This window comes from Leifsonia sp. Y862 (assembly GCF_057669585.1).
This window is the reverse complement of record NZ_JBYHFR010000001.1, coordinates 1,083,203-1,109,854: the sequence shown is the minus strand read 5'-3', so window position 1 is coordinate 1,109,854 and position 26,652 is coordinate 1,083,203. Positions and strand designations below refer to the sequence as shown.

Here is a 26,652-nt window from a genome sequence, read left to right as displayed (position 1 = left end):
GGTAGAGACGGCGACTGCACTCATTGCGGTCGCTCATATCAGGTAGACGCTCCCGCTCTCAGAAACGTGAGATCGGCCTCAGCGCACCCAGCGATACGGCGTCGTGGTCGAGACCCTGACGAGCCCGGATCGCTCGAGGATGGGGCGTGAGAACTCTGTCGAGTCGCTGTTGATGAGCGTCTTGCCCATGCGGATTGCCGAGCGGGCGCGAGCGGATGTCAGCGCTCGGTAGATTCCCCTGCCTCGCCATTCCTCGAGGGTTGCGCCGCCCCAGATGCCGGCGAACTGGGTGCCGCGGACTGGCTCCAGCCGACCGGCGCTGACGATGCGCCCATCCGCTTCTGCAATCCACAGCTCCATCCCGTCATTGAGGGACAACCGGCGCAGAAGCGCGTTTGCCATGTCGTCCGAGGGGACGTCACCGAAGGCCTCATCGGCCATCGCGCTCATTGCGCGCACGTCTGCCTCCTCCGTGACTCGACGCAATGTCACGCCGTCCGGCAGCGAGACATCCGCGGCAAGGGCCTGCGCATCGCCAATCATGATCGACTCCTGCTCATCCGGAGCAAAGCCGTTCGCTACCAACGCCTCGTGCAGTCCAGGTGCGTAGTCATGTCCGCGTGTCTTCCACTCCACCCTGGTGATGTCCGGGTTGGCACGGTAGTGGTCAAGCGCTTCTGGAACCAGACGCGTAATGGTGTCGGCATTCGCCCCGCCGAGGTCCCTGTAGGTGATGAACCCACGCCCGCCTGCGAACGTCACGAGGCGTAGTGGGCCGTGCAGGACGAACGACAGCGCACTGGGTGTTTCAGCGTCCGTGCGCAGCTGTTCGTCGTAAGCGGCAAGGAGCAGCGAGGAGTCGGTCATGGCCTCATGCTAGTGCCGGCCTACATTGTCCTCAGCGGATCGCGCGGCCGCACGCGCGTCGATGGAATGCTCCGGTCGGCGCGTATCCGGATGGAAAAGCGGCTAAGGCGTGCACCACGCGTGCCAGATCCGTAGGGTTAGTGCATGACAAGCCTGTGGGAGAGTGTCACGAGAGTACGGGCGGGAATCTGGTTCGTCGTTGCAGTGCTGTTGACAGTTGCTGGATACGTAGGCAGTGCGGATATTTTCTGGACAATTCTCTGGCTCGTTCCGCACGCGGTGATTCTGATCGGTGTATGGCGCAGCAGCCGGGCAGCATGGGCAGTACTGGTCGCCGTAAGCGCGAGCCTTGCGATCGCGCTTGCCGTTGTGGGCGCAGGAATGTTGTTCGGTTCTGGATTCTTCATGAACATCTCTTGGTGGGGTCCAACTGCCCACGGTGCGGCATTGCTCTGCCTGGTCGCCTTTCGAGCAAGCAGGCGGCGAGCTGAAACCCACCAGCATCAAATGGTCATTGCGCCGCTAGCCTGAATCCCGGTGCGATCAGAACCACTAGCGACCTCGCGCTATGGTGCCCGCATGGGGAAACGTCTTTCATTGTTGGTAGGACCGGTTGTCGTGACGTTATATGCGGCGGTGATGGTACTGACGATTGCGCTGTGGGATCCAGCGGCAGCCGTCCCGGCGTTGACCTACCCAGAGATCGTGGCGGGACTTGGTGAGGCCGGAGTGAACGTGACCTCTGAAGTGATCGGTCTGATCGTGTGGGGTGCTGTTGGCGTCGTGCTCGCGCTTGTACTGAGCGTCCTCGGAGCCACCGGGCATGTCGGACGAGATTCTGTCCTCATGGGGCATCTCGCGGTAGTAGCGGCTGGCGCGCCAGCATACTTCCTTGGGTCATTCTCGCTCAGGATGGATGTTGCAGACACCTTTGCGGTCGGGGGTGGTGACCACACGCCGTTGGGGGGAGCCATGTATGCCGTCAGCGGGTTCGCCCTGCTGGCACTCGCCGCCGTGTTTATTCAAAGTGTGCGTCGGAACGAAATCGTTGCGCATACGGGAAGCACGCTGAAAGCGTGAAGCCGCTCGATCAGGCCTCGAAAGCTGTCGACTGGGTCGACAGCACGATCGAGGGCCCGCACGGACCTATATCCGTGCGATGGTATTCGCCCAGCGGCACTGCTCCTGTCAGTTCCACACCGATCGTGTGGGTTCACGGGGGAGGGTTCTTCAAAGGCGACCTCGACCTGCCAGAGTCGCATGACGTCGCGCGAGCGCTGGCAGCAGCGGGATTCCGGGTCGTCACCGTTGGCTATCGACTCGCGACCGTATCAAGGCTTCGTCGGACGTCGAGTGGGTTTCGGTGGAGCCCGTCCGTCCACTATCCGGTACCGGTTGATGATGTCGTTGCCGTGGTGAGGGAGGTGCAGCGCGCGGCACCCAATGGGGTGATTCTGGGCGGTGCAAGCGCCGGTGCGTGTCTGTCAGCCGGCGCCGTACTTGGTCTGGCCGACAACGGGGCTGACGCTCTCGCAGGTGCCTTCTTCGCCTATGGACTATTCCACGCGGCGCTGCCGAAACGGTCGGCCCATTTACGTAGCCGCCTCCGTGGCCGTCGCCGCTTCGTCCACACTCCGATGCTCCTCAACCTGACGAATCTCCACTACGCAGGCACGCGAGCCGCGCTGTCTGAAAGCCATGCTTTTCCCGGTGATCACCCCCTGCACGGCTTTCCACCGACGCTCATGCTCGACGCTGATCGCGACTCAATGCGCGCGTCCGGCGGTCAGTTCGCCCAGGAACTTTCTGCCGCTGGGGTCGCAGTGGACTACCGCGTGTTGCCCGGGACCTTCCACGCATTCCTCAACCGTCCCCAAGAACCGAGCTTCGCGGAGGGCTTGCGTCTCATCATCGAGTGGGCCTGCCGGATACAGGCGTAGGACGCGTTATCTGTGACGAGCGGTTCCAGAAGCGGTGCGATATGGTGTCGTTTTATCTGTGAGCCCTGGGGAGGCCCCAACGAGTCGACGGATGGCGGCCCAGGAACAACAAGGCTGGTACCGACTTGCCACGCGTGTACTGGATGGCGTGCCTACCCGCGGAGAGGGCGCGGTCAGTGAGGCAGCTGTCTCACTGAAGGACGCTGCTCCTGCGATCGCCCTGGGCGCCATGGGAACGACCGGAATCGGGTCCGCGGAGTGGGACACTGGCCTCCAGGACTTGTCGGACGCCTGCGCCGAGGCAGATGTCGAGGCAGCCATTGAGATGTTCACCGGCGGCTGATCTGCCGATTGGCGATCTGAGCGATTGCGCGCAGGAGGTCTCTACGTGCCGCGGGGGGATAGTTCGACAGCCCGGAAGCGGATGCCGCGCGATCTACTGACAGTCCAGACGAGTGCGCCAGCGGCGATGATAGCTGCGAGCAGCCCGACGATGTGGACGGTGAGCGAGACGACGCCGTGTTCCGGAAGGAGGAACCCGTAGGGAACCCAGCCATCGGTTACGCCGCGGATCAGGACCGTGGTCAGCCACAGGACTGGGTAGGGGAGCAGTATCCAAAACTTTCGCCAGGGTAAGCGGGGGCGGTCGACGATGAGTAGCCAGTCGAGTGCAACGAGGGCCGGGAAGACGAGGTGGAGGATGACGCTCACCCAGGGCGGTGCAGTCCCTGTTCCCGGCACGAGAACGTTGTAAATCACTGCGACGACGAGCAAGTATGCCGTCGCGATTCCCCGCATGAGGGTGAGCGAGGGAGGGACGTGTCGGCCGAGAACGATGAGCGCCCCGGTCGCGATGAGAATGAGGCTCGTGATCAGGCTTGTCTGGTTGGTGAAGTATCCGAAGTAATCGAACGGGTTGCCGTCTCCGACAGCGATGCGGAGGGCGTAGACATACACGAGAACCGCTGTGATCAGCAGGCCGCTGCCCAAACGGCAGATCCCCACCACGACAGCTCTTGGTTGGATCGCTGCGTCAGACATCACAAGCGACAGCCTATCGAGCACGGCCTGAACAGCATGGACTGAGCCGGGGCTCGGGCGCACTATGGACCCTGGCTCATGGACCAGAAGCATTCGGGATGTAGCGGGATGCCGCTAAAGCGCAGCGGGACAGTCGCGGTCGATCCTCTAGCATGAGCCTGTGACCTACACCGATGCGGCACCCATGGCGAACGCCCCCGTGCCGGGAGTTTCGTTGCCGCAGGCCATGAGTCGGTTGATGAGCGGTACTTTTCGCCTCCGAGGCCGGGCGAGCCGCAGCGAGTACTGGTGGTGGATGCTCGTCAACATCGTCGTGCTGGCGATTGCGCAGCTTCTCGTTCCTGCGCTGATCTCGGGGCGCACTCCACAACCGACCCTGCTGTTGGGGCCCTTTGGCTCGTGGTTATTCGCGAACATTAGGTTGTTCAACGGGCATCAGACCGACGCACCGAGTTCACCGGTTGCGGCGTTCTTCTTGCTCTGCGCCGCGCTCTGGTTGATCTTCACCGTCATCCCCGGCTTCACCGTCGCAGTTCGTCGCCTTCACGACTCGAACCTCTCTGGGTGGTGGACGCTGCTTGCGCTCGTTCCGCCCGGCTCATTCGTTTTGCTCCTGCTCGCGACCCGACGATCCCGGTCAGAGGGCGCCCGTTTCGACGTCTAGCTCCCTCGATCCGCTGTTTCGCGTTGCCATATTCCCTGCGAATGTTCCGCAACTGACAAGATCAACCCATGACCGAACCAGTAGTGCGGGTAACGCTTCTTGAACAACCACTCGCCGACAAGACCACCGCAGCAGTGGAAGTTCGTCGCATCACATTGCAACCGGGAGTCGTAGGTGGCCCGCACTACCACAACGGTCCGGTCTTCGGATCACTTGAAGCTGGATCGGTCTACTTCCAGGTGGATGGGGGACCGGAGGTGATTCTGTGGGCGGGGGACGTGTTCTATGAGCCTGCTGGCGTCCTGATCAATCGGTTCGATGCGACGGCTGAAGGCGTCACCTTTCTCGGCTATTTCTTGACGGGTCCAGGCGAGAAGCCTGAGCTCGTCCCGGGGCGCCCGAGCTGAGTCCGTTGCACTAACGCTAGTCAGTTTCACTAACACTGTTGTGGGTGTCGTGGCGAGCGGATAGCGTTCCCATCGTCCTGCTCGCCTCGATTCGTTGGGAAGCACAGATGAGAATATTCGCCTTCGTCATGTCGGTCGTCGTAACGACGCTGATCCTGATGGGTGGGATCGTGCTGCTCGTCGTGTCGTCGCCTCACGTCGCTCCCGGCGCGCTCCTGATCGTGTCTATCGGCCTCAGCCTGATAGTGATGGCGCCGATGGTGATCGGCTCATACCTCGCGTACTGGGGCGCGCATCCGTCGGACGAAGCGGCCCAGCGCTACCAGCGCCGCGGATTCGGAATCGTATTAGCGGTGGAGGTCCTCGGGCTCATTGCGCTCGTGGCCGGGGCGATCGTCGGGCACGTTGCGATTTGGTATGCACCGGTAATGATCGTGTTCGCGATCGTGTTGACGGTGCTGGCGGTCGTGATCGGCGGTGAGCTCCACGGCTACGACGTGCGGCATCCACAACCGCTGGCGTCCGACGTTGATCTGAGTCGTGCGGCACACGCGAAGCGCATTCGGACGATTGCGATTGTCTTCTTTGCCACGTTGATCACGGGGATTGTGCTTGTGCTTGCGCTCCTCTTGCCGCAGACCGACCCTCCTTCTTCCGGCGAGCTGTGGGTGGCCGTCCTGTACGCGATTATCGTGGCCTGCTTCGCGGGCGCATTCGCCACGATCGTCACCAGTCTCCGGCTGGCCCGTCGGATGCGCGACGCGGCGGGCGGGGATTTCGCGTCCGCTCGGCGGATCTCTCGCGTCGTGGTCAGGGGCAAAGATGAGCCCCTCAGCGACAGCGACCTGCCCGCGGCGGCAGACTACGCACTATTCGCCTCCGTCTACTTTCGGTACCAGCTCGCGTACTTCGCTCTCCTCTACCTAGGCATCATCGGCCAGGGGCTCACGCAATATGCGCAGGGCATCAGCACCTTCGGTCTCTACATGGGTGTGGCCCTCGTGCTGGTGTTTCTCGTGCTGCTACCGATCCTGCTCCGGCAGGCGCGGCGCACAAGCCTCTATGCCGCCGAGCATCTGGCGGCAGCTGACCGGGCTACACCGCGCGCAGCTAGCTCCTAGCGGATCGTGTGGAACGCGTCCCCGACCTTGCGGATCGTCGCATCGAAGTGGGTGAGAACGAGCTGCCCGTCTTCCCAATCGAAGTCGTGCACCGATCCATTGGCGATGATCTCGTCGTGCCGCGGCCGTTCGCCATCCGTGATGTGACGGATGAGGGTGCCGATCACCCCGCCGTGACTGACGACGAGCACCGAACCGCCATCGTGTTCTTCTGCGATGCGGCCGAGCGCCGGAATCACCCGGTCAAGCACCTCTTGCCTGGTTTCGAGGCCAGGTACGGCCACGCCGTCAGGGAAGCGTGCCATCCGCTCGTCGAAGGTGAGCCCCTCGATCTCGCCGTGGTGGCGTTCGGTCAGCTCCGGGATCACCTGCGGGGGAGTGAGGCCGACCTCGCCCGCGATGATGCGAGCCGTCTCCTCGGCTCGCGTCAGCGGGCTTGCTACGACGGCATCCCACTCGCGCTCGCGCAGCGCTGCGCCCACTTCTGCGGCCTCTGCACGCCCCGTCGAGTTCAGGGGGATGTCGGTGCTGCCCTGAATCTTCTTGTGCAGGTTCCAGTCGGTCTGGCCGTGACGCACGATCGACAGTCTCGTCATAGAAGTGATGTCCCTTGAAATGTCGGTGTGGTGGGCCTGGGTGGTGCGGGTGGCAGCGAAGCGAGCGGGCGATGAAGCCAGCAGCCTACGCGCCCAGGCGGAGCGCCAGTCCGGCGAGCGCCTCAGAAGCGCCAGCCTCCAGCCTAATCAGCGCCCGGCCATCGCCCTTGGTCGGTCCGCGGTTGATGATGACGATCGGCAGCTTGCGACGCCTGGCTGCTTCCAGCAAACGGATGCCGGAATTCACCGCCAGCGACGAGCCGGCGACAAGCAGCGCATCCGCTGTCTCGACGAGCGCCAGTGCCTCAGCGAAGCGTTCTGTGGGAACGAACTCACCGAAGAACACCACATTGGGCTTCAACATGCCCCCGCACACCGTGCACTCAGGGATGCGGAAGTCGTCGATGTCGGTGACCTCGACGTCGCCGTCTGGGTTCACCGTCACTCCCTCTGGCGTGAGGATGCCTGGGTTCTCCGCCTCCAGGCGACTGCCAACGCTTTCGCGGCTGAACGCCTGCCCGCAGTTGAGGCAGATGACCCTGTCCATCGACCCGTGCAACTCGACGAGGCGGCGTGAACCCGCGCGGGTGTGCAGGCCGTCGACGTTCTGCGTCACGACACCGGTGAGTGCTCCCTGCTCTTCGAGCATGGCCAGCGACAGATGCCCCAGGTTTGGCTCTGCGCTGCTGAATCGACGCCAGCCGAGGTGGCTGCCTGCCCAGTAGCGCTTGCGTGCCCGCTCGTCGCCGACGAAGGTCTGGAAGGTCATCGGGGTGCGCACGGGCGCGCCCTCGCCGCGGTAGTCGGGGATCCCGGAGTCCGTACTCAACCCCGCACCGGTGAGAACCGCCGTTCGCCCGCCACGAAGCAGATCGGCAACGGCGTCAAGCGACGCATCCGGTGCCATCTGTGCGAGTCCTGCGGTATCAGCGGTCATTCTTTCCTCTACATATGAGCATGGTGTGACCTGATTCTAAAACAACCCTGATTCTCCGTTTGTTTCCGCAGGTGGCAGTCTTGAGAGGCCCCTCCATCGAAAGGCTCCACCGCTGTGCACCTGATCCGTATTGACGACCTCGACCTGGCCGGCTTGTCTGACTACTCCCGACTGACGGATGTCGCCCTACGCCGCGTGATGGAGCCGGAGGGTGGGCTGTACATCGCAGAGTCGAGCAAGGTGATCTCCCGCGCCCTGGCGGCCGGCCACCAGCCTCGGTCTGTTCTCCTGCAGGAACAGTGGTTGCCAGACATCGAGCCCCTGCTGGCCGAGTGGCCAGACGTTCCCGTCTACGTGGGGGAGCCAGCCGTGCTGGAGAAGCTCACCGGCTACAACCTGCACCGTGGGGCCATGGCAGCCATGCACCGGCCGCCGCTTTCCTCGGTAGAAGATCTCATTCGGGATGCCCGCCGCATCGTCATCCTCGAAGACATCGTTGATCACACCAACGTTGGTGCCATTTTCCGGTCCGTCGCAGGCCTCGGCGCCGACGCCGTGCTCATCACGCCGCGCTGTGCAGACCCGTTGTACCGCCGGAGTGTCCGGGTCAGCATGGGCACGGTGCTCCAGGTGCCCTGGACGCGACTGCCTGAGTGGTCAGAGGCCGTGCCGATCCTGCACGGCGCCGGATTCCACCTCGCTGCCCTTGCCCTCTCAGATGACGCGGTGACGCTTGACGAGTTCGCAGCAGACCAGCCGGAGCGCATCGCCATCGTGCTGGGCGCCGAAGGCGACGGCCTCAGCGCCTCAGCGATGGCCGCGGCCGATACGGTGGTCACGATTCCGATGCTGCACGGCGTCGATTCGTTGAACGTCGCATCCGCCAGCGCCGTCGCGCTCTACACGCTCCGATGACGGTCGCCGGGAATCGGGTGCTGCGCAAGGCGGTTCCCCAGTCGGTCGCCGATAGAATCGACGGATGCAATTGACTAGGCGCCAGATCTACCGACGTCGACGTATCGCGGTACTGAGCGGCGCTGCCGTCGTACTCATCGCGGTCATTTACGGATTCAGCACTGGACTGGCCCCGCTGCGGGCCAACGCAGCCGAACTGACGCCGTCAGCGACTCTCACTCAGGCGGCAGCGACCCCTGACTGGCCCGGCTACGGAACCAGCGCGCTCGGCGCCGTCGGCTTCGATGGTGTCCTGGCGACAGAGGGTGACCAGTCACAGGTGCCGATCGCCAGCATCACCAAGATGATCACGGCATTGGTACTGCTCGAGGCGAAGCCACTTGCAGCCGGTGACGAGGGTCCAGACATCACATTCACGGATGCCGATGTCGACATCTACTACGACACCATCGCCGAAGACGGGTCGTCAGCGCCGGTCTCTGTGGGCCAGGTGCTGTCGCAGCGCGAAGCCCTCGAGGTCATGCTGCTGCCCTCAGCCAACAACTACGCATTGACGCTGGCCAACTGGGCCTTCGGTTCAGAGGACGCCTACCTGAGCGCCGCTGCCTCCTGGCTCGACGCGCACGGCCTGGCCGACACGCACGTTGTCGATACCAGCGGTCTGTCTGCGAACAGCGTCAGCACGCCAGCCGACCTCATCGAACTCGGAAAACTCGTGGTTGCCGACCCGACGGTGTCCGCCATCGTCGCGATGCCGACCGCCACGGTACCCACAGTCGGCGAAGTGACCAACACCAACAAGCTGCTCGGCACCCACGGCGTCGACGGAATCAAGACGGGCACAACGGATGAGGCTGGCGCCTGCCTGCTCTTCTCCGCAGACTTCACCGTTGGCAACCACACGGTCACCCTCATTGGTGTTGTCCTCGGCGGCGATACGCACTCTGAGCTCAACGACTCCATCGCAAACCTCATCGAGAGCGTGAAGTCCGGCTTCCAGGAGGTGCAGCTCACCGAACAGGGAGCTGCGTTTGGGTCATACACAACCGAGTGGGGACAGACCGCCCAGGCGGTGGCAGCTGACTCCGCGTCTGCACTCGTCTGGTCAGACACCCCCATCACCGCGGCCGCGTCAGCCAAGGACATCGCGACAGGTGCTGCGGGGGACTCTGTGGGCTCCGTTGACTACACCGTCGGCAGCCAGGTCATTACTGTCCCGCTGGTGCTTGACACGGAGCTGAGCGACCCAGGCTTCGGCTGGCGCCTCACGAACCCGACCAAGCTCGGCTAGAACCGACGCGCGACTCAGCTCTTGTTGCCTGCCTCTGGCTCTTCTGGGGAATGCCGTTCGCCGGCATACGGGCCGGCATCAGGACGCTTGGGCAGCAGGTTGTCGCCAGACGACTGGTGCCTCAGGCGCCGCAGCACCCACGGCATCAGGTGCTCCCTGGCCCACACGAAGTCACTCGTGCGCGCCTGGCGCCACGATGTTGCTGGAAGCGGCTCAGGGCGCATCGGCTCGAGCGAGTTCGGAACGTTGAGCGCTGCCAGCACCATGCGAGCGACGGTGTGATGTCCGAGCGCGTTCAGGTGCAGCCGATCAGGAGCCCACATCCGCGAATCCTTGATCTCGGTGAGCGCCCACAGATCGGCGACGATGCAGTCATACCGCGCGGCGATCGCCCGCACATTCTCGTTGTAGATCGCCACCTTGCCGCGGATGCCGCGAAAGACCGGTGAGAAGCCGAGATCCGCGCCGGTGAAGATCACGATCGTCGCCCCGTCGCGGCTCAGGCGAGCAATAGCGTCATCGAACTGGGCGGCGATCGCGTCGGGATCGGACCCCGGGCGAATGACATCGTTGCCCCCGGCTGAAATCGTGATCAGGTCGGGACGCAACGCCAAAGCCGGTTCGATCTGTTCGTCCATGATCTGACGGATCAGTTTTCCGCGCACAGCAAGATTGGCGTATGAAAAGTCAGCTGTGCCCTGGCACAGTACTTCGGCTACCCGATCGGCCCACCCTCGATAGCCTCCGGGCACGGACGACTCTGGGTCACCGATTCCCTCTGTGAACGAATCTCCCAGCGCGACGTACCGTGACCACGGATGCAGTTGTTCAGGCATGGTTTCATTCTGCACGGTCAGGCAAAGGACAGCGCAACTTGATAGGTTTGTTCGAAGTGAATACTCCGCCCCTCTTCGGCCCAGCTCAGGGCACATCAGCAGCAGAGCATCTCTCTCCGTCATTCCCGGAACGTGCAGCATGGGGTACTGCAAACAAGCTCCGCGCATGGCAGGCAGAGGCTCTCGACGCCTACTTCCTTACCGAACCCCGCGACTTCCTCGCTGCCGCAACACCTGGGGCAGGAAAGACCACGTTCGCGCTGCGTTTGGCGGCAGAACTGCGGGCAAGGCGCGTCATCGACCGCATTACCGTCGTCGCGCCGACCGAGCATCTGAAGCGCCAGTGGGCGGAGGCTGCGGCTCGGGCCGGCATCCGTCTCGACCCGTACTTCAAGAACAGCGACAGCCGTTACGGAAGCCACTATCACGGCATCGCCGTCACCTATGCGCAGGTCGCGACACGCGCGGCCCTGCACCGCGACCTCACTTTGTCACATCGAACTCTCGTCATTCTTGACGAGGTCCACCACGGTGGAGATGCCCTCAGCTGGGGAGACGCGATCCGCGAGGCCTATGAGCCGGCGACGCGTCGACTCTCGCTGACGGGAACGCCGTTCAGGTCTGACACCTCCCCGATCCCGTTCGTGAACTACCTGCCAGACAAGCACGGCATCCGTCTCTCGCAGAGCGACTACAGCTACGGCTACGGGCGTGCGCTCGAAGACGGCGTCGTCCGCCCTGTCATGTTCATGGTCTACGCAGGCCACATGACGTGGCGCACCAAGGCCGGCGACGAGATGGAGGCGAAACTCGGTGAGGGAAACACCAAGGACATCACCTCCCAGGCCTGGCGCACAGCGCTCGACCCAGGTGGCTCCTGGATTCCCGCCGTTCTCAGGGCGGCCGATCTTCGACTGAGCGAAGTGCGAAACGGCATACCGGATGCCGGCGGCCTGGTCATTGCCACCGACCAGACGAGCGCGCGTGCGTACGCAGCCATGCTCGAAGACATCTGTGGCGAATCGGTCACCGTCGTGCTCTCTGATGAGAAAGAGGCGAGCGACCGGATCGAAGAGTTCTCGCACAACACCAAGCGGTGGATGGTCGCGGTGCGCATGGTGTCTGAGGGCGTTGACGTTCCGCGTCTCGCGGTCGGCGTGTACGCAACGAGCGCATCTACCCCCCTGTTCTTCGCGCAGGCCATCGGACGTTTCGTGCGCGCCAGGCGACGCGGTGAGACAGCGTCGATCTTCCTGCCAGACGTTCCGAGCCTTACCAATCTCGCCCACGCGCTGGAGATGGAGCGCGATCACGCCCTCGACCGCCGTAATCGCGACGATGAGGGCGACGGGATGTACAACCCCGAAGACGCCATGGTCGCCGACGCGAATCGGCAGGAGAAGGGCTCTGACTCACTTCTTGAGGAGTTCAGCTGGCAGGCGATTGATTCGCAGGCCACCTTCGACCGCGTTGTGTTTGACGGTGACGAGTTCGGCCAGCTCGCAGAGCCTGGCACCGACGAGGAACTCGACTTCATCGGCATCCCAGGGCTGCTGGAACCAGAGCAGGTGTCCGAGCTGTTGCGACAGCGCCAGGCCAAGCAATCGAAGCGTGTCGACGATCGTCGCAAGAACATGACCGAGGAAGAAAAGAGCGAGGAAGACATCCCGCTCTACCGCACGCTGAAGGAGCAGCGCACGCTGCTGAACAGCCTGGTCGGCATGTGGGCGAAGCTCGCCAACGAGCCGCACGGCATGGTGCACGCCGAGCTCAGGCAGCTCTGCGGTGGCCCGGCCGTCGCGCAGGCGAGCGTCACCCAGCTGCAGAAGCGGATCGACCTGCTGCGGCGCCGTCTCGGTCGCAGCTAGTTCATCTCATTCGTATCGTGCCGTAGACGCTTTCACAGACGTCCCTCAAATCGCATAAACCCTGCCTGATATCGCATAAACTCGGAGGGTGAAAGACACCGCTCAGCCTGATACGAAGAAATCCGATCTCGACAGAGTCGATCGGGCACTTCTCAAAGCGCTGTCGGTCAACGCGCGCGCCTCTGGTGCTGCCCTGGCCGCTGAGATCGGTGTCGCTGAGTCGACGGTCTCTCTCCGGCTCCGCCGGTTGCAACAGCTAGGGCACATTCGCGGTTACCGCGCCAACATCGACCTCGCGGCGCTCGGCGCCTCGCTGCAGGCACTCATTGCGGTGCGCCTCGCCAAGCACGCCAGGGCGCAGATCGACGACTTCACCAGCGCTGCGCCACACTGGCCTGGTGTGATCGGCATGTTCCACGTTGCCGGCGCAGACGACTACCTGTTGCATGTGGCCGCAGCGGATGCCTCGTCACTCCGCGACTTCGTGCTCGAGCACCTGGCGGAGCACCCGGCTGTCGCGCACACAGAGACCAACCTGATCTTCGAGTACGTCGACGGCGACGGCTGGCAGGACCTGGTCCAGTAACGCCGCAGCTCGGCTGACTCGGCCGCTCAGTCACCGGTCCGCGCAGCAGGCGTACGCTGGCGACGTGACCGCAGAGCACGCACACTGGAGTCCCCTCAGGACCTGGATGTTGAAGGGCCTGGTCGATGCGCGCGGCGCGCACGTCGGCCCACTGGCACAGCACGTTGAGAAGACACATTCCTGGTGGCGTGTGATGTGCCTGACCGGCGTGGACTACTTCTCCACGCTGGGCTACCAACCCGCCATTGCCGCGCTGGCCGCCGGCCTCCTGTCGCCGCTGGCGACGATCGTGCTGGTCGCCCTGACACTGGCCGGCGCGCTACCCGTGTATCGCAGGGTCGCTGCGGAGAGTTTTCAAGGTTCCGGCTCGATCCACATGCTCGAGCGCCTGCTGCCATGGTGGGGCGGCAAGCTCTTCGTGCTCGTGTTACTCGGCTTCGCTGCCACCGATTTCATGATCACGATCACGCTGTCAGCAGCGGATGCCTCGGCTCACGCCATCCAGAATCCGCTGGCGCCTGCCTGGATGCACGACGGCCAGGTCGTGGTGACCCTTGTGCTCATTGGGCTGCTGGGGGCGGTCTTCCTGCGCGGGTTCACCGAAGCGATCGGCATTGCCGTTGTTCTCGTCGCCGTCTATCTGGCGCTGAACCTGGTGGTGGTTGGTGTGAGCATCGCCCACGTCGCCGAGAACGCCGTCGTCGTCACCGATTGGTGGAGCGCACTGAACGCCGAGCACGGCAACCCGTGGGTCATGGTGGGCATTGCCTTGATCGTGTTCCCGAAGCTCGCGCTCGGGCTTTCAGGATTCGAGACCGGCGTTGCGGTGATGCCCCAGATCACCGGTGACGCAACGGATGCGCCCAGCCGCCCCCTCGGACGTATCAGGGGCGCCAGGCGGCTGCTCACCACGGCGGCGATCATCATGAGCTGTTTCCTCATCACGTCGAGCATCGTGACGACGTTCCTTATTCCGCAGGACGAGTTCCTGCCGGGAGGCGAAGCCAACGGCCGTGCACTGGCGTATCTCGCGCACGCCTACCTCGGACCGGTATTCGGAACCATCTACGACATCAGCACCATCTGTATCCTGTGGTTCGCGGGAGCATCCGCTTTGGCCGGCCTCCTGAACCTCGTGCCCCGCTATCTGCCCCGGTACGGCATGGCGCCCCAGTGGACACGGGCCGTGCGCCCGCTGGTGCTGGTGTTCATCGCCATCGCATTCCTGATCACCATCGAGTTCCAGGCCAGCGTCGACGCGCAAGGCGGTGCATACGCGACCGGCGTGCTCGTGGTGATCACCTCGGCGTCAGTCGCCGTCACCCTCTCTGCGAGGCATCATCGCCAACACAAGGCCACGATCGGGTTCGCGCTCGTGTCAGTGATCTTCCTGTACACAACCATCGCCAACGTGATCGAACGGCCAGACGGCGTACGGATCGCCGGATTGTTCATCTTGGGGATCGTTCTGGTCTCGCTCGTTTCCCGACTGCGCCGGTCGTTCGAGCTGCGGGCGACGTCTGTCGTGTTCGATCCGGTTGCGCTCGACTTCATCATGGAAGATGCCGAGGAATACGGAGTCATCCGCCTGATCTCGCATGAGCCGAACAGTGATTCTGCCGAGGAATACCGGGAGAAGAGCAGGGAGGAGCATCGCCACGGCAACCTGCCACATCGCTCACCGATGCTCTTTCTCGAGGTGCACGTGTCCGACTCGTCGGATTTCGAGGAAGACCTGCTCGTGCGTGGCGTGGCAAAACACGGCTATCGGGTGCTGCAGGTCACGAGCGCCAACGTGCCCAACACCATCGCTGCCGTGCTCCTCGAGATTCGCGACGTGACTGGGCTGGTGCCTGAGATCTACTTCGAATGGACAGAAGGGAACCCGATCTCAAATATGTTCCGGTACCTGATCACCGGGGGAGGCGAGGTCGCTCCCGTTACGCGAGAGGTCTTGCGGGAAGCCGAAAAGGATGCAGCGCGCAGGCCGCGCGTACACGTCAGCTAGCCGAGAATGCCCATGTTTCCGTAAGCACTCAGCCGCCAGCAGAGAGTGCAGTTTTGAACGAGGCGAGATCTAACGCAGGCACAGGAAGAGCTGGCCGGTCGCAGGCGCGGAGGCCGTCGAGCATGAGAACCAGATACCGTCGCCACAGGTCTGGACTTTCGTCGCTCATTCGGTAGACACCGTTGAGCATTGCGAAGATCGGGCCGATGTCCGTGACAGATATTCCTTCGCGGAGAACTCCAGCCTTGCTGGCTCGGTGGAACAAAGGAGATAGAACAGCAACGAGATTCTCGGCGATGCGCTCGTTAGGCCCGATGCCGTCGTGTCCGAGGAACGTCTCACACAAACCGCGATCCTGCGCCTGATTTGCCGCAGTGATCTCAAAGAAGGTCACGATTGCTCGCCACGGGTCTTCGATCTCCAATGCGATTTGCACGTCGGCCAGGGCAGAGTCAACTGCCGCTTCGTACAAGGCTTCGATGATCTCTCGTTTGCTGGCGAAATTTCGGTACACGGTTCCAACCCCAACTCCCGCGTGCTGAGCGATGTCCTCCAGCGTTGCAGAAAGGCCCCGCCGCGCAAACACCTCACGCGCCGCCTGCACCAGACGCTCGTTGTTCAGGGCCGCGTCTTTCCGCTTGGCGCGCGTGAGGGATTCGTCGATTGGCATGAATCCATTATCGTCTCGGATGAGTCACCACCATCGGGTTCTCACCCGTCGACGGGAATGCCGTCTAACGTCCGCTCGCAAAGGCGCGCACCTGCTCGGCCATCCGGTCGAGTTCGGCGGACACCGCAGGCGACGCGGTGGCGAGGGGTGCAGCCGCCGCGCTGCGCAAAAACTGCCCGAACAGGGTCACGAGTACGCCTTCGGGCACAGTGCGTAACGCGTTGAAGCCACGCGGGACCGGCCGAGTCGGCAGGGCCTCGAGGTTCTGCTTCATGCGCCGGACCATATTGCGTATCGCGTCTGGGTTACGGGCCAGAGACGTCGGACCGCCCGCAGCGTGCACGGCCTGCCCGAGCGGCACCTCGAACGCAGCGTGTGTCTTGAGCCAGGCGTCAATCCGGGGTTCAGCCTTGGCGTTGATTCCTGCGGAGCGAAACGTCTGCACGATTCGTTCCAGTCGCGGAGTGGTACGGCCATCGGGTTCGCCGATCGGCATTGAGACCAGGCGGGTCATCAGTGAGGCAGCCCTGTAGCGAACCACCTCTCCATCCATGGTGCCGGCTTCTGGAGGAAAGCCGAGCAGCACACGCTCGCGGCCGATTACCGCGCCCAGTGGCTCCGGACCGGTCGCCCAGTTCAGCAGGAACAGTACGTCGCCGGTGTGCCCGGCAATTGACTCGAGCACGGCGTCCACCTGATGGGTGCGGACGAAGACGACTGTCAGGTCGTAGAGGCCGTCCGGGCGCTCGACTACGGGAACCCGGACGTGCTTGATGGCCGGACTGTCGCCCTCAGCGAGAAGCACGCCGTGCTCGCGCAGGGCTGCCAGTCGCTCGCCTCGGGCGAGGAGCGCGACGTCGTGCCCGGCCTCATGCAGGCGGACAGAGAACAGACTCCCGGTGACACCGGCACCGTATACAAGAATCTTCATGGCAGCTCCCTCAGGTCGCTAAGCGGAATTAGCTATTCCGCAACGAATCTACACTAAACGGAATGGTTAATTCCGATTAGCGATCCGGAGTTAAGCGCGATCTCACCCGTGCGAGTCCTGGCGGCATCCTTCGCGGGTTAACGAAGCAACGCCCCTGCCGAAGCAGGGGCGTTGCGATTAGTTCCGAAGAACTATGCGGTTCTAGAAGATCCGCGCGGCTCTATTTAGAGGCCGCGGATGTTCTCAGCCTGGGGACCCTTGGGGCCCTGGGTGACCTCGAACTCAACCTTCTGGTTCTCGTCGAGGGACTTGTAGCCGCTCGAAGCAATTGCCGAGTAGTGTGCGAACACGTCAGCGCTTCCGTCATCGGGTGCAATAAAGCCGAAGCCCTTTTCAGCGTTGAACCATTTCACGGTACCTGTTGCCATTATGAAACTCCTCCAGGAGTGTTAGATCGGTTCCGACTGTCGGAACCGTTCGTCGCGGTATTCGTCGTCCGCTTCCGAAAGGAATGTGGCGCATCAACCGAGATCGATGCGTTTTAAGACGTGCAAGCACTACAACTTCTTTATAGACACTAGCCCACGAACCTGACTTTTCACCGGTTTCTCTCAAGAATGTGTTCCAAAGCGTTATGAACGGATTTTCTCAGCCGTTACAAAATCGATCAATTGCTCCACGCGGCCCAGCAATTCAGGCTCCAAATCCATGAACGAACGCACCTGCCCAAGAATGCGTTTCCAGGCCATCGCAATGTCGGCTTGTTCGTCATGCGGCCAGCCGAGGGCGTCGCAGATGCCGTGCTTCCACTCGATTGAGCGGGGAATCGTCGGCCAGGTCGTGAGTCCAAGGCGCTGTGGTTTGACCGATTGCCAGACATCAACGTACGGATGTCCCACCACGAGAACGTGTTTTCCATACGGTCCGCGCGCCACGGCATCGGCGATTCGGCTCTCCTTCGATCCGGGAACCAAATGGTCGACGAGAACACCGACTCGGCGTGTCGCGTCTGGTCGGAACTCGTCGAGCAGTTCCGCCAGATTGTCGACACCCTCGATGTACTCGACGACGACGCCCTCGATGCGGAGGTCGGCACCCCACACCTTCTCGACGAGTTCTGCATCGTGTCGTCCCTCGACGAAGATGCGGCTGGCCCTCGCCACCCTGGCGGGGGCGTTGGCGACGGCGAGCGACCCTGACGCCGTACGCGCCTTCCCCTGTGGGGCAGCTGCTGCCGGCCTGACGAGCACGACGGGTTCTCCGTCGAGGAGGAAACCGGCTCCGAGCGGGAACAGCCGCAGTTTGCCGTGCCGGTCTTCGAGGGTGACGATGTTCTTCTCAATGCGAATCACCGCACCGCAGAAGCCCGTCACCACCTCTTCGACGACGAGGTCGCGGGTTGCTTCCTGGGTTCGGGTGTTCTTCTTGCCTGCGTCTCTCCATCCGGGGGAGAGCACATCGGAGCCGTATCGATCGTCCATCATCACCTCATCGACGTTAGTCGAACTCGGTTGGCCGAACGTGCTGCATGGCAGGCGTGCGCTGGCACTCAGCGGAAATCCCGTGAGCGCGTCTGGGCGCCCAGCGCGAGGCTTTCGAACTTGTCGGCGATCAAGTTGGTGATGCCCTCCGGCGAGCGTTCCAGGATGCCGCGCACCACCAATGCTGGCGATTCCCTCGCGATCCGGCGATACCGATTCCACACGCCGACGCCGGCGATCACGTTGAGCGTTCCTGTCTCATCCTCCAGGTTGATGAACGTGACACCGCCGGCTGTTGAGGGTCGTTGGCGGTGGGTTACCACGCCGCCAACCTCGACACGTCGGCCGGATTCGTGTGTGGCCAGCTGGTCGACGCGCAGGGCGCCCCTGGCCTCCAGCTGGGACCTGGCGTGCCGCACAGGGTGATCATCGGTTGAAATGCCCGTTGCCCACAGGTCGTAGACCACCTGCTCTGCCTCGCTCAGCATGGGCAGCAGCGGCGGCTGCACGAAGACCACGGAGTCACGCAGATAGCTCGCCTTGTCCTGCGCGGCGTCGCCGGCATTCCACAGTGCCTCGCGGCGCTCGAGGCCGAACGACTCGAAGGCACCGGCCGCGGCGAGCGCCTCCAGCTGCTCAGTCGAGAGCCCGGCCCTGCGTGACACGTCTGCCATCGACAGGTAGGGTCCGGCAGCGTCCCGCTCCGCGACGATGGCCTCGGCGAGCGCACCCCCGATACCGCTCACCTCTGCCAGGCCGAGCCGTACCGCGAATGCGCCGTCCCTCCGATGCTCTGCCGTCTGCGAGCCCCGTGACCGCTCAAAGGGCGGCACAGGAGGCTGCTCTGCGGCGAGGCAACTGTCGAGCGTGTCGGCAAGGGCTGTCGCCCCATCGACCAATTCCAGCCCGGCCTCAGCGCCAGAGCGAGTGATGTCGGGGCGACGTACCTCGACGCCGTGCCGCCTGGCATCCGCTACCAGGGTCTGTGGGGAGTAGAAGCCCATGGGCTGGGCGCGGAGCAACGCGGCCAGGAACGCGCCTGGGTAGTGCAGTTTCAGCCAGGCACTCGCGTACACCAGCAGGGCGAAGCTGATCGAGTGGCTCTCGGCGAACCCGAAGTTCGCGAACGCCTCGATCTTCTCGTAGATGGAGTCCGCGACATCCCCTGTTATGCCGTTTTCTGCCATGCCGGCGTAGAGCTTGGCCTTCAGCGACGAGATCTTCTCGATGCCGCGCTTGGACCCCATGGCTCGCCGGAGCAGGTCGGCGTCCTCTCCAGTGCAGCCGCCGACGGCCATCGCCATCTGCATGAGCTGCTCCTGGAACAGCGGAACACCCAGGGTGCGCTCGAGCACCGGCTCCAGCTTCGGGTGCAGGTAGGTGACCTCTTCCTGCCCCGTCCTGCGGCGAATATAGGGGTGCACAGCCCCGCCCTGGATCGGACCTGGCCGAATGAGGGCGATCTCAACGACGAGGTCGTAGAAGCGCCGCGGCTGCAGGCGGGGGAGAGTTCCCATTTGAGCGCGACTCTCCACCTGGAACACGCCGATCGAGTCGGCGACACAGAGCATGTCGTACACGCCCTGCTCTTCACGCGGGATGGTGTCGAGTCCCCACCGCTCCCCGGTCTGCTCTGCGATGAGGTCGAAGGCGTACTGCAGGGCGGCGAGCATCCCGAGCCCCAGCAGGTCGAACTTGACCAGACCCATCCAGGCGCAGTCGTCCTTGTCCCATTGCAGGACTGTGCGGTTCTCCTTCCTCGCGTGCTCGATCGGGCAGACCTCCCCGACGGGCCTGTCGGTCAGCACCATGCCCCCTGAGTGGATGCCCAGGTGCCGGGGAAACTTCAGCACCTGCTCTGCGAGTTCGATAACGGATGCCGGGATGTCGTTGTCTTCCCCGCCAACCACGCTGCCCCAGCGCTCGATCTGCTTCGACCAGGCATCCTGCGCGCCAGGACTGTAGCCGAGCGCCTTGGCCATGTCACGCACCGCGAACTTGGGGCGATAGGTGATCACGTTGGCGACCTGGGCGGCATTCAGCCTCCCGTACCGGCGATAGACGTACTGGATGACCTCTTCACGGCGGTCGGAGTCGAAGTCGACGTCGATGTCTGGCTCTTCCTCGCGCAGGCTGGAGAGGAAGCGTTCGAACGGCAGGCGGTAAAAGATCGAGTCAACGGCGGTGATGCCCAGCACGTAACAGACAGCCGAGTTGGCGGCGGATCCGCGCCCCTGGCAGAGGATGCCCTTGCTGCGTGCGTACTGCACGATGTCATGCACGATCAGGAAGTAGCCGGGGAAGTCCTTGGCCTCGATCACGGCGAGTTCCTTCTCGATCCGCTCCCGCACCAGGTCGTTGTACTGCGGATACTTCTCGGCCGCGCCCGCCCACGCCAGCTCCCGCAGCCAGCTCATGGGGGTGTGCCCATCCGGCACATCCTGCCTGGGCAGCTTGGGTCGTGCCCGTCGTAGCGAGAAGGCTAGCTCGTCGGCCAGCGGCACCGTGTTGCTCACTGCGGTGGGGAACCGCGCGAACAACGCCGCCATCTCAGCGCCGCTTCGCAGGTGCGCACTCGGGCTGGCTGGCAGCCAGCCGTCCATCTCGTCGAGACTTCGCCTGGCACGAACGGCAGAGAGCGCCGCAGCCAGTCGGTGCTCTGCTGGGCTCGCATAGTGCACGTTGTTGGTGGCGACGAGGGGGAGCCCCGCCTCCTCGGCGAGCACGGCCAGCGTGTCGTTGACGGCGCTGTCTTCCGGATGCCCGTGGTCGAACACTTCGACATACACGTTGCCATGACCGAACAGGGTCACGAGGCGATCGAGCTCAGCGGCGGCAGCGGCGGGGCCACCGATGGCGAGGGCCTGCCGAACGGCGCCCTTCCGGCATCCGCTCAACACGACCCAGTGTCCGGCCGCCTGCTCGGCCAACTCGTCGAGGTCGTAGAGCGGCTTGCCCTTCTCGTCACCGGCCAGCTGGGCATGGGTCAGCGCGGAGGCGAGGCGGTGATAGCCCTCTTCGCGGCGCGCCAACACCACCAGGTGGGTGCCCTCAGGGTCGGCGATGCCGTTCTGCGGGGTGTTCAGGCCCAGCGACAGCTCTGCGCCGAAGACCGTCTTCATCTCTGGGTAGCTCTCTGCCGTCTCCGCCAAGCGCACCACGCCGTAGAAACCGTCGTGGTCGGTCAGCGCAAGTGCATGCAGGCCCAGCCGTGCCGCTTCCTCCAGCAGCTGCTCAGGAGAGCTGGCCCCGTCGAGAAAGCTGAAGTTGGAGTGCGCGTGCAGCTCCGCGTACGGGACGACGGATCCGGGCGCCGGGCGCGGTGACTGCTGCTCCGGTGGCTCATACTTCTCGCGCTTCCTCGAGAACGCTGGACTGTCGCCGCCATCCGCAGGTGGCGGGCTGGGGCTACGACGGTCGGAGAGCTTGCGTTCCAGTTCAGACCAGGGGATCGGTGGGTTGTTCCAGCCCATCAGCGTGTCCCTGCTCTAGTCATAGCTGCCCTAGTCATAGCGGGCCTCCGCCCACCAGCGGTGGTCGTCGAGGGCAAGCAGCCAGGCGTTTCCTTCGACGTCAACCACTTGAAAACGGTGCAGTGCAGTTGCCCGTGCCGGATCCCACCAGCGTTCGGTGATCGGCCATGGGCCTGCCCAGGCTTCGACCTGGCGATATTCGGCGGCTAGGCCGGTGGGAGAAAACCACTCCGGTTCACCGTTCAGTGCCCCGCGCTCATCGACGTCAACGTTCTCTCCGGCCGTGGTCACCACGCCGACAGGGCGCCTGGTCTGGAAGACGGTCGCGGGGGCAGTGCCGCGCAGGCTGCCTGGCCATGGTTGCGCCTGGGCGCGTTCCAGCGCCGCGCCATCGCCGTCGGGCGTGTCTCCCCACGGCACCAGAATCTGGCGGTCGGCCAGCAGTCGCCCGCCCCCGATGACCGCCGTCAGCACACCCTCGTGGCCGAGCATGCCCTGCACGCGCGTCAGCCCGTGATGGATGCGTTCGTCTGGCCCCTGGCCCCACAATCCCTGCTCGTGGTTGCTGGCGCCGTCGACGCGGTCTGGCGACAGGCGCACCATAACGATGCCGGAGCGGAGCCCGCTGTCAATCGCCTGCGAACCCTGAAGCTGCCAGCGCACCCGGTCGACCACATCACTGGCGCTGAACCAGCGCGGGTGCAGCCACCCACGCTCAGAGATCTCTCCCGATTCGGTCTTCACCTCGATGCGGAGCGCCGTGCACACCAGGTTGGCCGCGGTGAAGGCTGCGATGAATTCTTCAGCCGATGCGCGGATCGCGAACGTCACCTGGTCGGTACGATCGAGGGCCGGTTCGAACTCTGACACCGTGTCGAACAGCTTCGGTGGCACGCGTGCCACCACTGCCGCACGTTCGTATCCGCTCGCTTTCTCGTGGGCCTGCGCGCCTGCCCCGCCGAATCTACGTACGACGTCGAGAGCCGGCAACGCCGCGAAGCTCCCCAGTGTGTGCACGCCGAGCCGGTGCAACAGGGTGCCGAGCCGGTCGTCGACGAGAATGTCGATGGGCAGCGGGGCAAGGAATCCGGGGGTCTCGCCCAGGGGCACGATACGTACCGCGTCTCCTGGACTGCCGCTGGTGCTTCTGGCCACCTGTTCGGCGGCGAACGGCCCGTCGGCGATCCCGACACGTGCGTCAGGGATGCCGATCTCGGCGAGGCCAGTGAGCAAAGCGGATGCCGCCTGCTCCTCACTGCCGTAGTACCGTTCAGGCCCCCTGGCACGCACGGCCGAGGTTCCCGGTCGGATCAACTGGACGCCGGGAACCATCTCTTCGATGCGGATGATCACCGGTTCGAATGCGCGGCTGTCGTGCACCGGATTGTAGGGGAGCGCCAGCAGGTCTGTGCAGCGGTGTTGCGCCTCGCGAAGCTTCAAGCCCCGTTTCACGCCTTCACGTCTGGCCTCTGCAGAGCAGGCGAAAACCAGGCCCTTGTCGATGAGGGCGAGGGGAGCATCCGCTGGAATGTCTTCGCTTCGACGTGCGGCGCTGATGGGCCAGTCTGGGCACCACAGCACGATCGTGCGGGTGAGGGGTGTTGACATGGTTAGCCGACCAGCTCCCGCAGCGGGGGAAAGTGGTGTTGGGGGAACGGATGTTCGGGAACGACCGGCTGAAAACCGTCGGTGCCGTCTGGCAGCCACACCCTGGCATTTCGCCCCCTGGCCGCAAAAGACCGGCCAGACGAACTGATCGTGACCTCACGCCCGGTGAGCGACCCGTGCCCGCGGCCGAGCCCACTCCAGGTGCTGGTCTCAATGCGTAGTTCGGCCTCGCACTGCGGCCAGTCGCCGATCACGATGAGTGTGCAGCCGCGCTGGCGGAGACGTGCGCCAAGACGGGCCACATCGGTGTCGCTGGTGCGCAGCGGCGGACGCATGACCACCACGGCGAGCACGTCCACGAGAGCCGCTGTCACAGCCAGCCACTGGTCTCCGGGGGAGGGAACGAAGACGAGCCGTTCGAGGTCGATGCCGAAACGGCTGGCCGCTTCGGCTCCGAAATCAGGCATGCCGACCACGCCGCACCACGCGCCACTCTGCGAGGGGCCGGCCAGCATGGCCATGACCAGGGTGGTTGAGCCGTCGACCGAATATGCCGCTCCCTGCTTCAGGGCGCCACCGGGCAATACCTCAGCGAGCGCCGAGAGGGTCGGCAACGTTTTTGTCTCAAGTTTTGTTGCCTGCATGCTCGAAATTCGCTGCTGCAGTGCTTGGATCTGCTCCCGCGCCGAGGCGGGGGGAGGCGTAACCATAGCTGACAAGGACATACCTTCATGATCGAACAAGTGTTCTAATTAGTCAACCCGGGTGGCGTCGCCGCGGCGTGTCGTTTTCAGCGCATTCCACCCAGGCGGATGCCGCGCCGGAGACCTACACTGGCACCGTCACCCGACGCGGCCCAGGGGGTTCCGTCGGTTCGGTCGGCTCGGTCGGCTCTGTCGGCTCGGTCGATTCCCGTGGCCCTCGCGGCTCAGAACCCGGTTCATTCGTTCCGCTGGCGGCGCTTTCCCGCGCGAGGAACGTGCCGAGTTCACCGATCGTGCTCATCAGGGGAGCGGGGAAGACCACGATGGTGTTCTTGTCGACGCCGATCTCCACCAGGGACTGCAGATTGCGCAGCTGCAGGGCGATCGGGTGAGCCATCATGGTGTCAGAGGCCTCGCCCAGCGCGGCCGCCGCCAGTGATTCGCCCTCGGCGTTGATGATCTTGGCTCGCTTCTCCCGCTCGGCCTCTGCCTGCCTGGCCATCGCACGCTTCATCGATTCCGGCAGCAGGATGTCCTTGAGCTCAACGAGGGTCACTTCGACGCCCCAGTCGAGCGTCTGGCCGTCGAGAATCTCACGGATGTTCACATTGAGAATGTCGGTCTCAGCCAGCGTTTCGTCCAGGGAGTGCTGCCCGATGACTTTGCGCAGCGTCGTCTGGGCGATCTGGTCGATGGCCGCAGGCGCATTCTCGATGGCGACCACAGACTTGACCGGGTCAACCACTCGGTAATAGGCGACGGCAGACACTCCAACGCTGACGTTGTCGCGCGTGATGATGCCCTGCGACTGGATGGGCAGGGTCACGATCCGCAACGACACCCGATGCATCACGTCGACGAACGGGATGATGAATCGCAGCCCTGGCTTCCGGAGGCCGATCAACCGACCGAACCTGAATACGACGCCCTGTTCATATTGCTTCACGACCCTGATGGACGCGATAAGCAGGATGATTGCCACAACCAGGACGATCACCGAAACGACAATGAGAGTAGTCATGAGGTCCATCTCCACCGGCACGTATAGCTGATGTACCTCTTCAATTGTCTCTCCGAACGGGCGGTCAATCCAGCGGGGTATCTGCAGTGATTCTGCACGTCGTGCGACATGTGCGGCACGTCAAATGACGTTGAGTCGCCCTGCGCAGGTTTGTACTGTCTCAATAGCACAATCTTGTGCTAGCTTTGCAGCACAAACTCGCGGCTCTCGCGAGTGACCGTTCTGGGGGCCTAGATGAACTTTCTCTTTCTCTTCGTGCATACCGTTCAAGATCTGCTGCCGCTGGAGGTGGCTATCACCTTTGGCCTGATGTTGTTCGCGCTGTCGTGGATTCGTCCGCGGCGGATTGTTGCGCTGCCGCAGACCGGACGGCGCACGGCAACTCTCGTGTGGGCGGGAGTTGCGGGGCCTTTGTTCGTGGTTGTTGTCGCGACGTTGGTCAGCGCGATCGCCGTGTCGACGTATGACTCGTCCGGTTTTGATGGTTGGTGGCGTCGGCCGGCGCCGCTCTTCGCAGCGACCCTCGTGGTGTCTGCCGCGGCCGTGGCGCTTCGCCGGAGCCCACTTCCTGCGCCAGGTGAGCGGTCCATTGTTCCGCGCCGCCCATGGCATGCGTTTGCGTCTCGAACCATGCTTTGGATCTCCGGAATCACGGCCGCACTGCTCGCACTGACTGCAACGTGGCAGATCGCGATCGCGAGAACCGCGCCCGCAGACGGGCCATTCTTTGGGAACGTTCCCGACTACACCGACTTGCCGATCTACATAAGCTTCAACAGTGGGTACGGGTACCTGCCCGGCGCAGGATGGCCGAATCATCTCGCCACGCTCATTGCGCTCGCACTCGCCTGCGCCGTTTTTGTCGCCGTGCTGCGCACGGACGCCAACCGGCCTGTGTTCGCCCGATCGACGGCCTCAAGCGTGCGTTCGGAAAGAGAGCTGACCGCTCGGCTGTTCACGTTCATCCTGCTCGGTGGGCTCATCACCACGCTCGGAGCCGTGTGGATGCATACCGGCTCCTCCGGGCAAGCTCTAGTGGGGCTAGACGAGCAGTGGGTTTCCGATAATCAGTCGTACTCGCGCATTTTCGTGGCCGGTGGCTACGACGTGATTGCTCGACCCATGAACCTGCTGGGGTACGCTCTCCAAGCTGCCGGGGTCGCATTCTTGCTCCGAATTGCGGTCGACACAGCCCGTGCCGCATTCGCGGCACGTCGCTCGAGCTCCGCAGCACCCGAGCATGAAGCGTCTAAGGCTGGAGCACGTCGATGACCGGGACCACACCGAGTTCCGCGGACGAAATCGACGCACTATTCCGCGGGGCGATACGCTCGGGACAACTTGGAGATGGCGAACGTCTGCCCACGGTGCGACAAACCGCTCGAGATTTCAGCGTTGCACAAGCCACGGCAGCAAAGGCCTACAAATCTCTGGAACGCGACGGACTCATCGTCACCCGCACAGCTGCGGGCACCCGCGTTGCCCCCGGCGCATCCCGAGCGCCACAATCAGTCATCGAGAGCGCCCGCGCTCTCGCGGAAGCAGGTGAAGGCGCCCTCGTTTCACTCGAAGACACCATCGCCATCCTCCGCGCTGTCTGGCAAACAGAGGCGGCGCATCTGCCCGGCTAAGGATCGCTCGTCTTGCGAGGATCTCATCCCAGGCGTCGACGCGAGCGGTTTCACGC

General features: G+C 63.7%; 27 protein-coding genes. 14 read left to right on the top strand and 13 right to left on the bottom strand.

Translation table 11 applies throughout. The annotated features are described in order from the left end of the window. Window positions 1-78 precede the first annotated feature (78 nt). Window positions 79-867, bottom strand: a complete 789-nt coding sequence (locus AC25Z0_RS05195; RefSeq protein ID WP_488132523.1) for a GNAT family N-acetyltransferase — start codon at window positions 865-867, stop codon at window positions 79-81. A 144-nt stretch (window positions 868-1,011) separates the two neighbouring features. Here AC25Z0_RS05195 and AC25Z0_RS05190 point away from each other — a divergent pair, with 144 nt between their 5' ends. The 4 genes from AC25Z0_RS05190 (at window position 1,012) to AC25Z0_RS05175 (ending at window position 3,150) form a co-directional block, all read left to right on the top strand. Continuing rightward, the gene (locus AC25Z0_RS05190) at window positions 1,012-1,398 is read left to right on the top strand and encodes a hypothetical protein (protein WP_488132522.1); all 387 of its coding nucleotides are present in this window, start codon (window positions 1,012-1,014) and stop codon (window positions 1,396-1,398) included. Between the two features lie 48 nt (window positions 1,399-1,446). Next, entirely contained in the window at window positions 1,447-1,947 is a 501-nt protein-coding gene (locus AC25Z0_RS05185) for a hypothetical protein (RefSeq protein WP_488132521.1), read from the top strand. Next, window positions 1,944-2,807, top strand: a complete 864-nt coding sequence (locus tag AC25Z0_RS05180; protein ID WP_488132520.1) for an alpha/beta hydrolase — start codon at window positions 1,944-1,946, stop codon at window positions 2,805-2,807. The genes AC25Z0_RS05185 and AC25Z0_RS05180 overlap by 4 nt, the downstream gene beginning before the upstream one ends. A gap of 91 nt (window positions 2,808-2,898) precedes the next feature. Further along, entirely contained in the window at window positions 2,899-3,150 is a 252-nt protein-coding gene (locus tag AC25Z0_RS05175) for a hypothetical protein (RefSeq protein WP_488132519.1), read from the top strand. Between the two features lie 41 nt (window positions 3,151-3,191). Here the strand turns inward: AC25Z0_RS05175 and AC25Z0_RS05170 are convergent, their stop codons facing one another. Continuing rightward, window positions 3,192-3,848 carry a Pr6Pr family membrane protein gene (locus tag AC25Z0_RS05170; RefSeq protein WP_488132518.1) on the bottom strand — a complete coding sequence of 219 codons (657 nt, stop codon included), beginning with the start codon at window positions 3,846-3,848 and terminating at the stop codon, window positions 3,192-3,194. A gap of 160 nt (window positions 3,849-4,008) precedes the next feature. Between AC25Z0_RS05170 and AC25Z0_RS05165 the strand changes: the two genes are divergently transcribed. The 3 genes from AC25Z0_RS05165 to AC25Z0_RS05155 all read left to right on the top strand — a co-directional run bounded on the left by AC25Z0_RS05165 (window position 4,009) and on the right by AC25Z0_RS05155 (window position 6,040). Beyond that, entirely contained in the window at window positions 4,009-4,512 is a 504-nt protein-coding gene (locus AC25Z0_RS05165; protein WP_488132517.1) for a DUF805 domain-containing protein, read from the top strand. A 68-nt stretch (window positions 4,513-4,580) separates the two neighbouring features. Next, complete coding sequence (locus AC25Z0_RS05160) at window positions 4,581-4,919, top strand: cupin domain-containing protein (protein WP_488132516.1); 339 nt, start codon at window positions 4,581-4,583, stop codon at window positions 4,917-4,919. A 107-nt stretch (window positions 4,920-5,026) separates the two neighbouring features. After that, on the top strand, window positions 5,027-6,040 hold the full coding sequence (locus AC25Z0_RS05155) for a hypothetical protein (RefSeq protein WP_488132515.1): 1,014 nt from the start codon (window positions 5,027-5,029) through the stop codon (window positions 6,038-6,040). On the opposite strand, the gene AC25Z0_RS05150 is transcribed toward AC25Z0_RS05155, so the two are convergent. Together AC25Z0_RS05150 and AC25Z0_RS05145 are read right to left on the bottom strand one after the other, a co-directional pair. Beyond that, window positions 6,037-6,636: a histidine phosphatase family protein gene (locus AC25Z0_RS05150; RefSeq protein ID WP_488132514.1), complete on the bottom strand. Its 600-nt coding sequence runs from the start codon at window positions 6,634-6,636 to the stop codon at window positions 6,037-6,039. The genes AC25Z0_RS05155 and AC25Z0_RS05150 overlap by 4 nt on opposite strands. 85 nt (window positions 6,637-6,721) lie before the next feature. Next, entirely contained in the window at window positions 6,722-7,573 is an 852-nt protein-coding gene (locus tag AC25Z0_RS05145; protein WP_488132513.1) for a Sir2 family NAD-dependent protein deacetylase, read from the bottom strand. A 114-nt stretch (window positions 7,574-7,687) separates the two neighbouring features. Between AC25Z0_RS05145 and AC25Z0_RS05140 the strand changes: the two genes are divergently transcribed. Both AC25Z0_RS05140 and AC25Z0_RS05135 read left to right on the top strand, forming a co-directional pair. Then, window positions 7,688-8,488 (top strand): TrmH family RNA methyltransferase, encoded by an 801-nt coding sequence (locus AC25Z0_RS05140; protein WP_488132512.1) that lies wholly within the window; start codon window positions 7,688-7,690, stop codon window positions 8,486-8,488. 64 nt (window positions 8,489-8,552) lie between these two features. Then, on the top strand, window positions 8,553-9,779 hold the full coding sequence (locus tag AC25Z0_RS05135; protein ID WP_488132511.1) for a D-alanyl-D-alanine carboxypeptidase family protein: 1,227 nt from the start codon (window positions 8,553-8,555) through the stop codon (window positions 9,777-9,779). Between the two features lie 14 nt (window positions 9,780-9,793). On the opposite strand, the gene AC25Z0_RS05130 is transcribed toward AC25Z0_RS05135, so the two are convergent. Then, a complete protein-coding gene (locus tag AC25Z0_RS05130) occupies window positions 9,794-10,615 on the bottom strand; it encodes an SGNH/GDSL hydrolase family protein (RefSeq protein ID WP_488132510.1) in 822 nt (273 codons plus the stop codon). Window positions 10,616-10,671: 56 nt separating this feature from the next. Here AC25Z0_RS05130 and AC25Z0_RS05125 point away from each other — a divergent pair, with 56 nt between their 5' ends. From AC25Z0_RS05125 to AC25Z0_RS05115, 3 genes are all read left to right on the top strand, one after another. Next, window positions 10,672-12,483, top strand: a complete 1,812-nt coding sequence (locus AC25Z0_RS05125; RefSeq protein ID WP_488132509.1) for a DEAD/DEAH box helicase — start codon at window positions 10,672-10,674, stop codon at window positions 12,481-12,483. An 88-nt stretch (window positions 12,484-12,571) separates the two neighbouring features. Further along, window positions 12,572-13,069 (top strand): Lrp/AsnC family transcriptional regulator, encoded by a 498-nt coding sequence (locus AC25Z0_RS05120; RefSeq protein WP_488119123.1) that lies wholly within the window; start codon window positions 12,572-12,574, stop codon window positions 13,067-13,069. Window positions 13,070-13,175: 106 nt separating this feature from the next. Beyond that, window positions 13,176-15,077, top strand: a complete 1,902-nt coding sequence (locus tag AC25Z0_RS05115; RefSeq protein ID WP_488133114.1) for an APC family permease — start codon at window positions 13,176-13,178, stop codon at window positions 15,075-15,077. A gap of 28 nt (window positions 15,078-15,105) precedes the next feature. Here AC25Z0_RS05115 and AC25Z0_RS05110 read toward each other — a convergent pair whose 3' ends face one another. The 8 genes from AC25Z0_RS05110 to AC25Z0_RS05075 all read right to left on the bottom strand — a co-directional run bounded on the left by AC25Z0_RS05110 (window position 15,106) and on the right by AC25Z0_RS05075 (window position 24,965). Next, entirely contained in the window at window positions 15,106-15,747 is a 642-nt protein-coding gene (locus tag AC25Z0_RS05110) for a TetR/AcrR family transcriptional regulator (RefSeq protein ID WP_488132508.1), read from the bottom strand. A 64-nt stretch (window positions 15,748-15,811) separates the two neighbouring features. Next, window positions 15,812-16,678 (bottom strand): ketopantoate reductase family protein, encoded by an 867-nt coding sequence (locus AC25Z0_RS05105; RefSeq protein WP_488132507.1) that lies wholly within the window; start codon window positions 16,676-16,678, stop codon window positions 15,812-15,814. Window positions 16,679-16,902: 224 nt separating this feature from the next. Further along, on the bottom strand, window positions 16,903-17,106 hold the full coding sequence (locus AC25Z0_RS05100; protein WP_026851477.1) for a cold-shock protein: 204 nt from the start codon (window positions 17,104-17,106) through the stop codon (window positions 16,903-16,905). A gap of 204 nt (window positions 17,107-17,310) precedes the next feature. Then, complete coding sequence (locus AC25Z0_RS05095) at window positions 17,311-18,159, bottom strand: DUF3097 domain-containing protein (RefSeq protein ID WP_488133113.1); 849 nt, start codon at window positions 18,157-18,159, stop codon at window positions 17,311-17,313. Window positions 18,160-18,227: 68 nt separating this feature from the next. Beyond that, on the bottom strand, window positions 18,228-21,632 hold the full coding sequence (locus AC25Z0_RS05090) for an error-prone DNA polymerase (RefSeq protein WP_488132506.1): 3,405 nt from the start codon (window positions 21,630-21,632) through the stop codon (window positions 18,228-18,230). A gap of 30 nt (window positions 21,633-21,662) precedes the next feature. Next, window positions 21,663-23,240: a DNA polymerase Y family protein gene (locus AC25Z0_RS05085; protein WP_488132505.1), complete on the bottom strand. Its 1,578-nt coding sequence runs from the start codon at window positions 23,238-23,240 to the stop codon at window positions 21,663-21,665. Between the two features lie 2 nt (window positions 23,241-23,242). Beyond that, window positions 23,243-23,884, bottom strand: coding sequence for a hypothetical protein (locus AC25Z0_RS05080; protein ID WP_488119118.1), 642 nt, complete (start codon window positions 23,882-23,884; stop codon window positions 23,243-23,245). A gap of 184 nt (window positions 23,885-24,068) precedes the next feature. After that, window positions 24,069-24,965, bottom strand: coding sequence for a slipin family protein (locus AC25Z0_RS05075; RefSeq protein WP_488132504.1), 897 nt, complete (start codon window positions 24,963-24,965; stop codon window positions 24,069-24,071). A 234-nt stretch (window positions 24,966-25,199) separates the two neighbouring features. Between AC25Z0_RS05075 and AC25Z0_RS05070 the strand changes: the two genes are divergently transcribed. Then, window positions 25,200-26,237 carry a hypothetical protein gene (locus AC25Z0_RS05070; protein WP_488132503.1) on the top strand — a complete coding sequence of 346 codons (1,038 nt, stop codon included), beginning with the start codon at window positions 25,200-25,202 and terminating at the stop codon, window positions 26,235-26,237. Next, window positions 26,234-26,596 carry a GntR family transcriptional regulator gene (locus tag AC25Z0_RS05065; RefSeq protein ID WP_488132502.1) on the top strand — a complete coding sequence of 121 codons (363 nt, stop codon included), beginning with the start codon at window positions 26,234-26,236 and terminating at the stop codon, window positions 26,594-26,596. Before AC25Z0_RS05070 ends, AC25Z0_RS05065 begins: the two co-directional genes overlap by 4 nt. The last annotated feature ends 56 nt before the right edge of the window (window positions 26,597-26,652 follow it).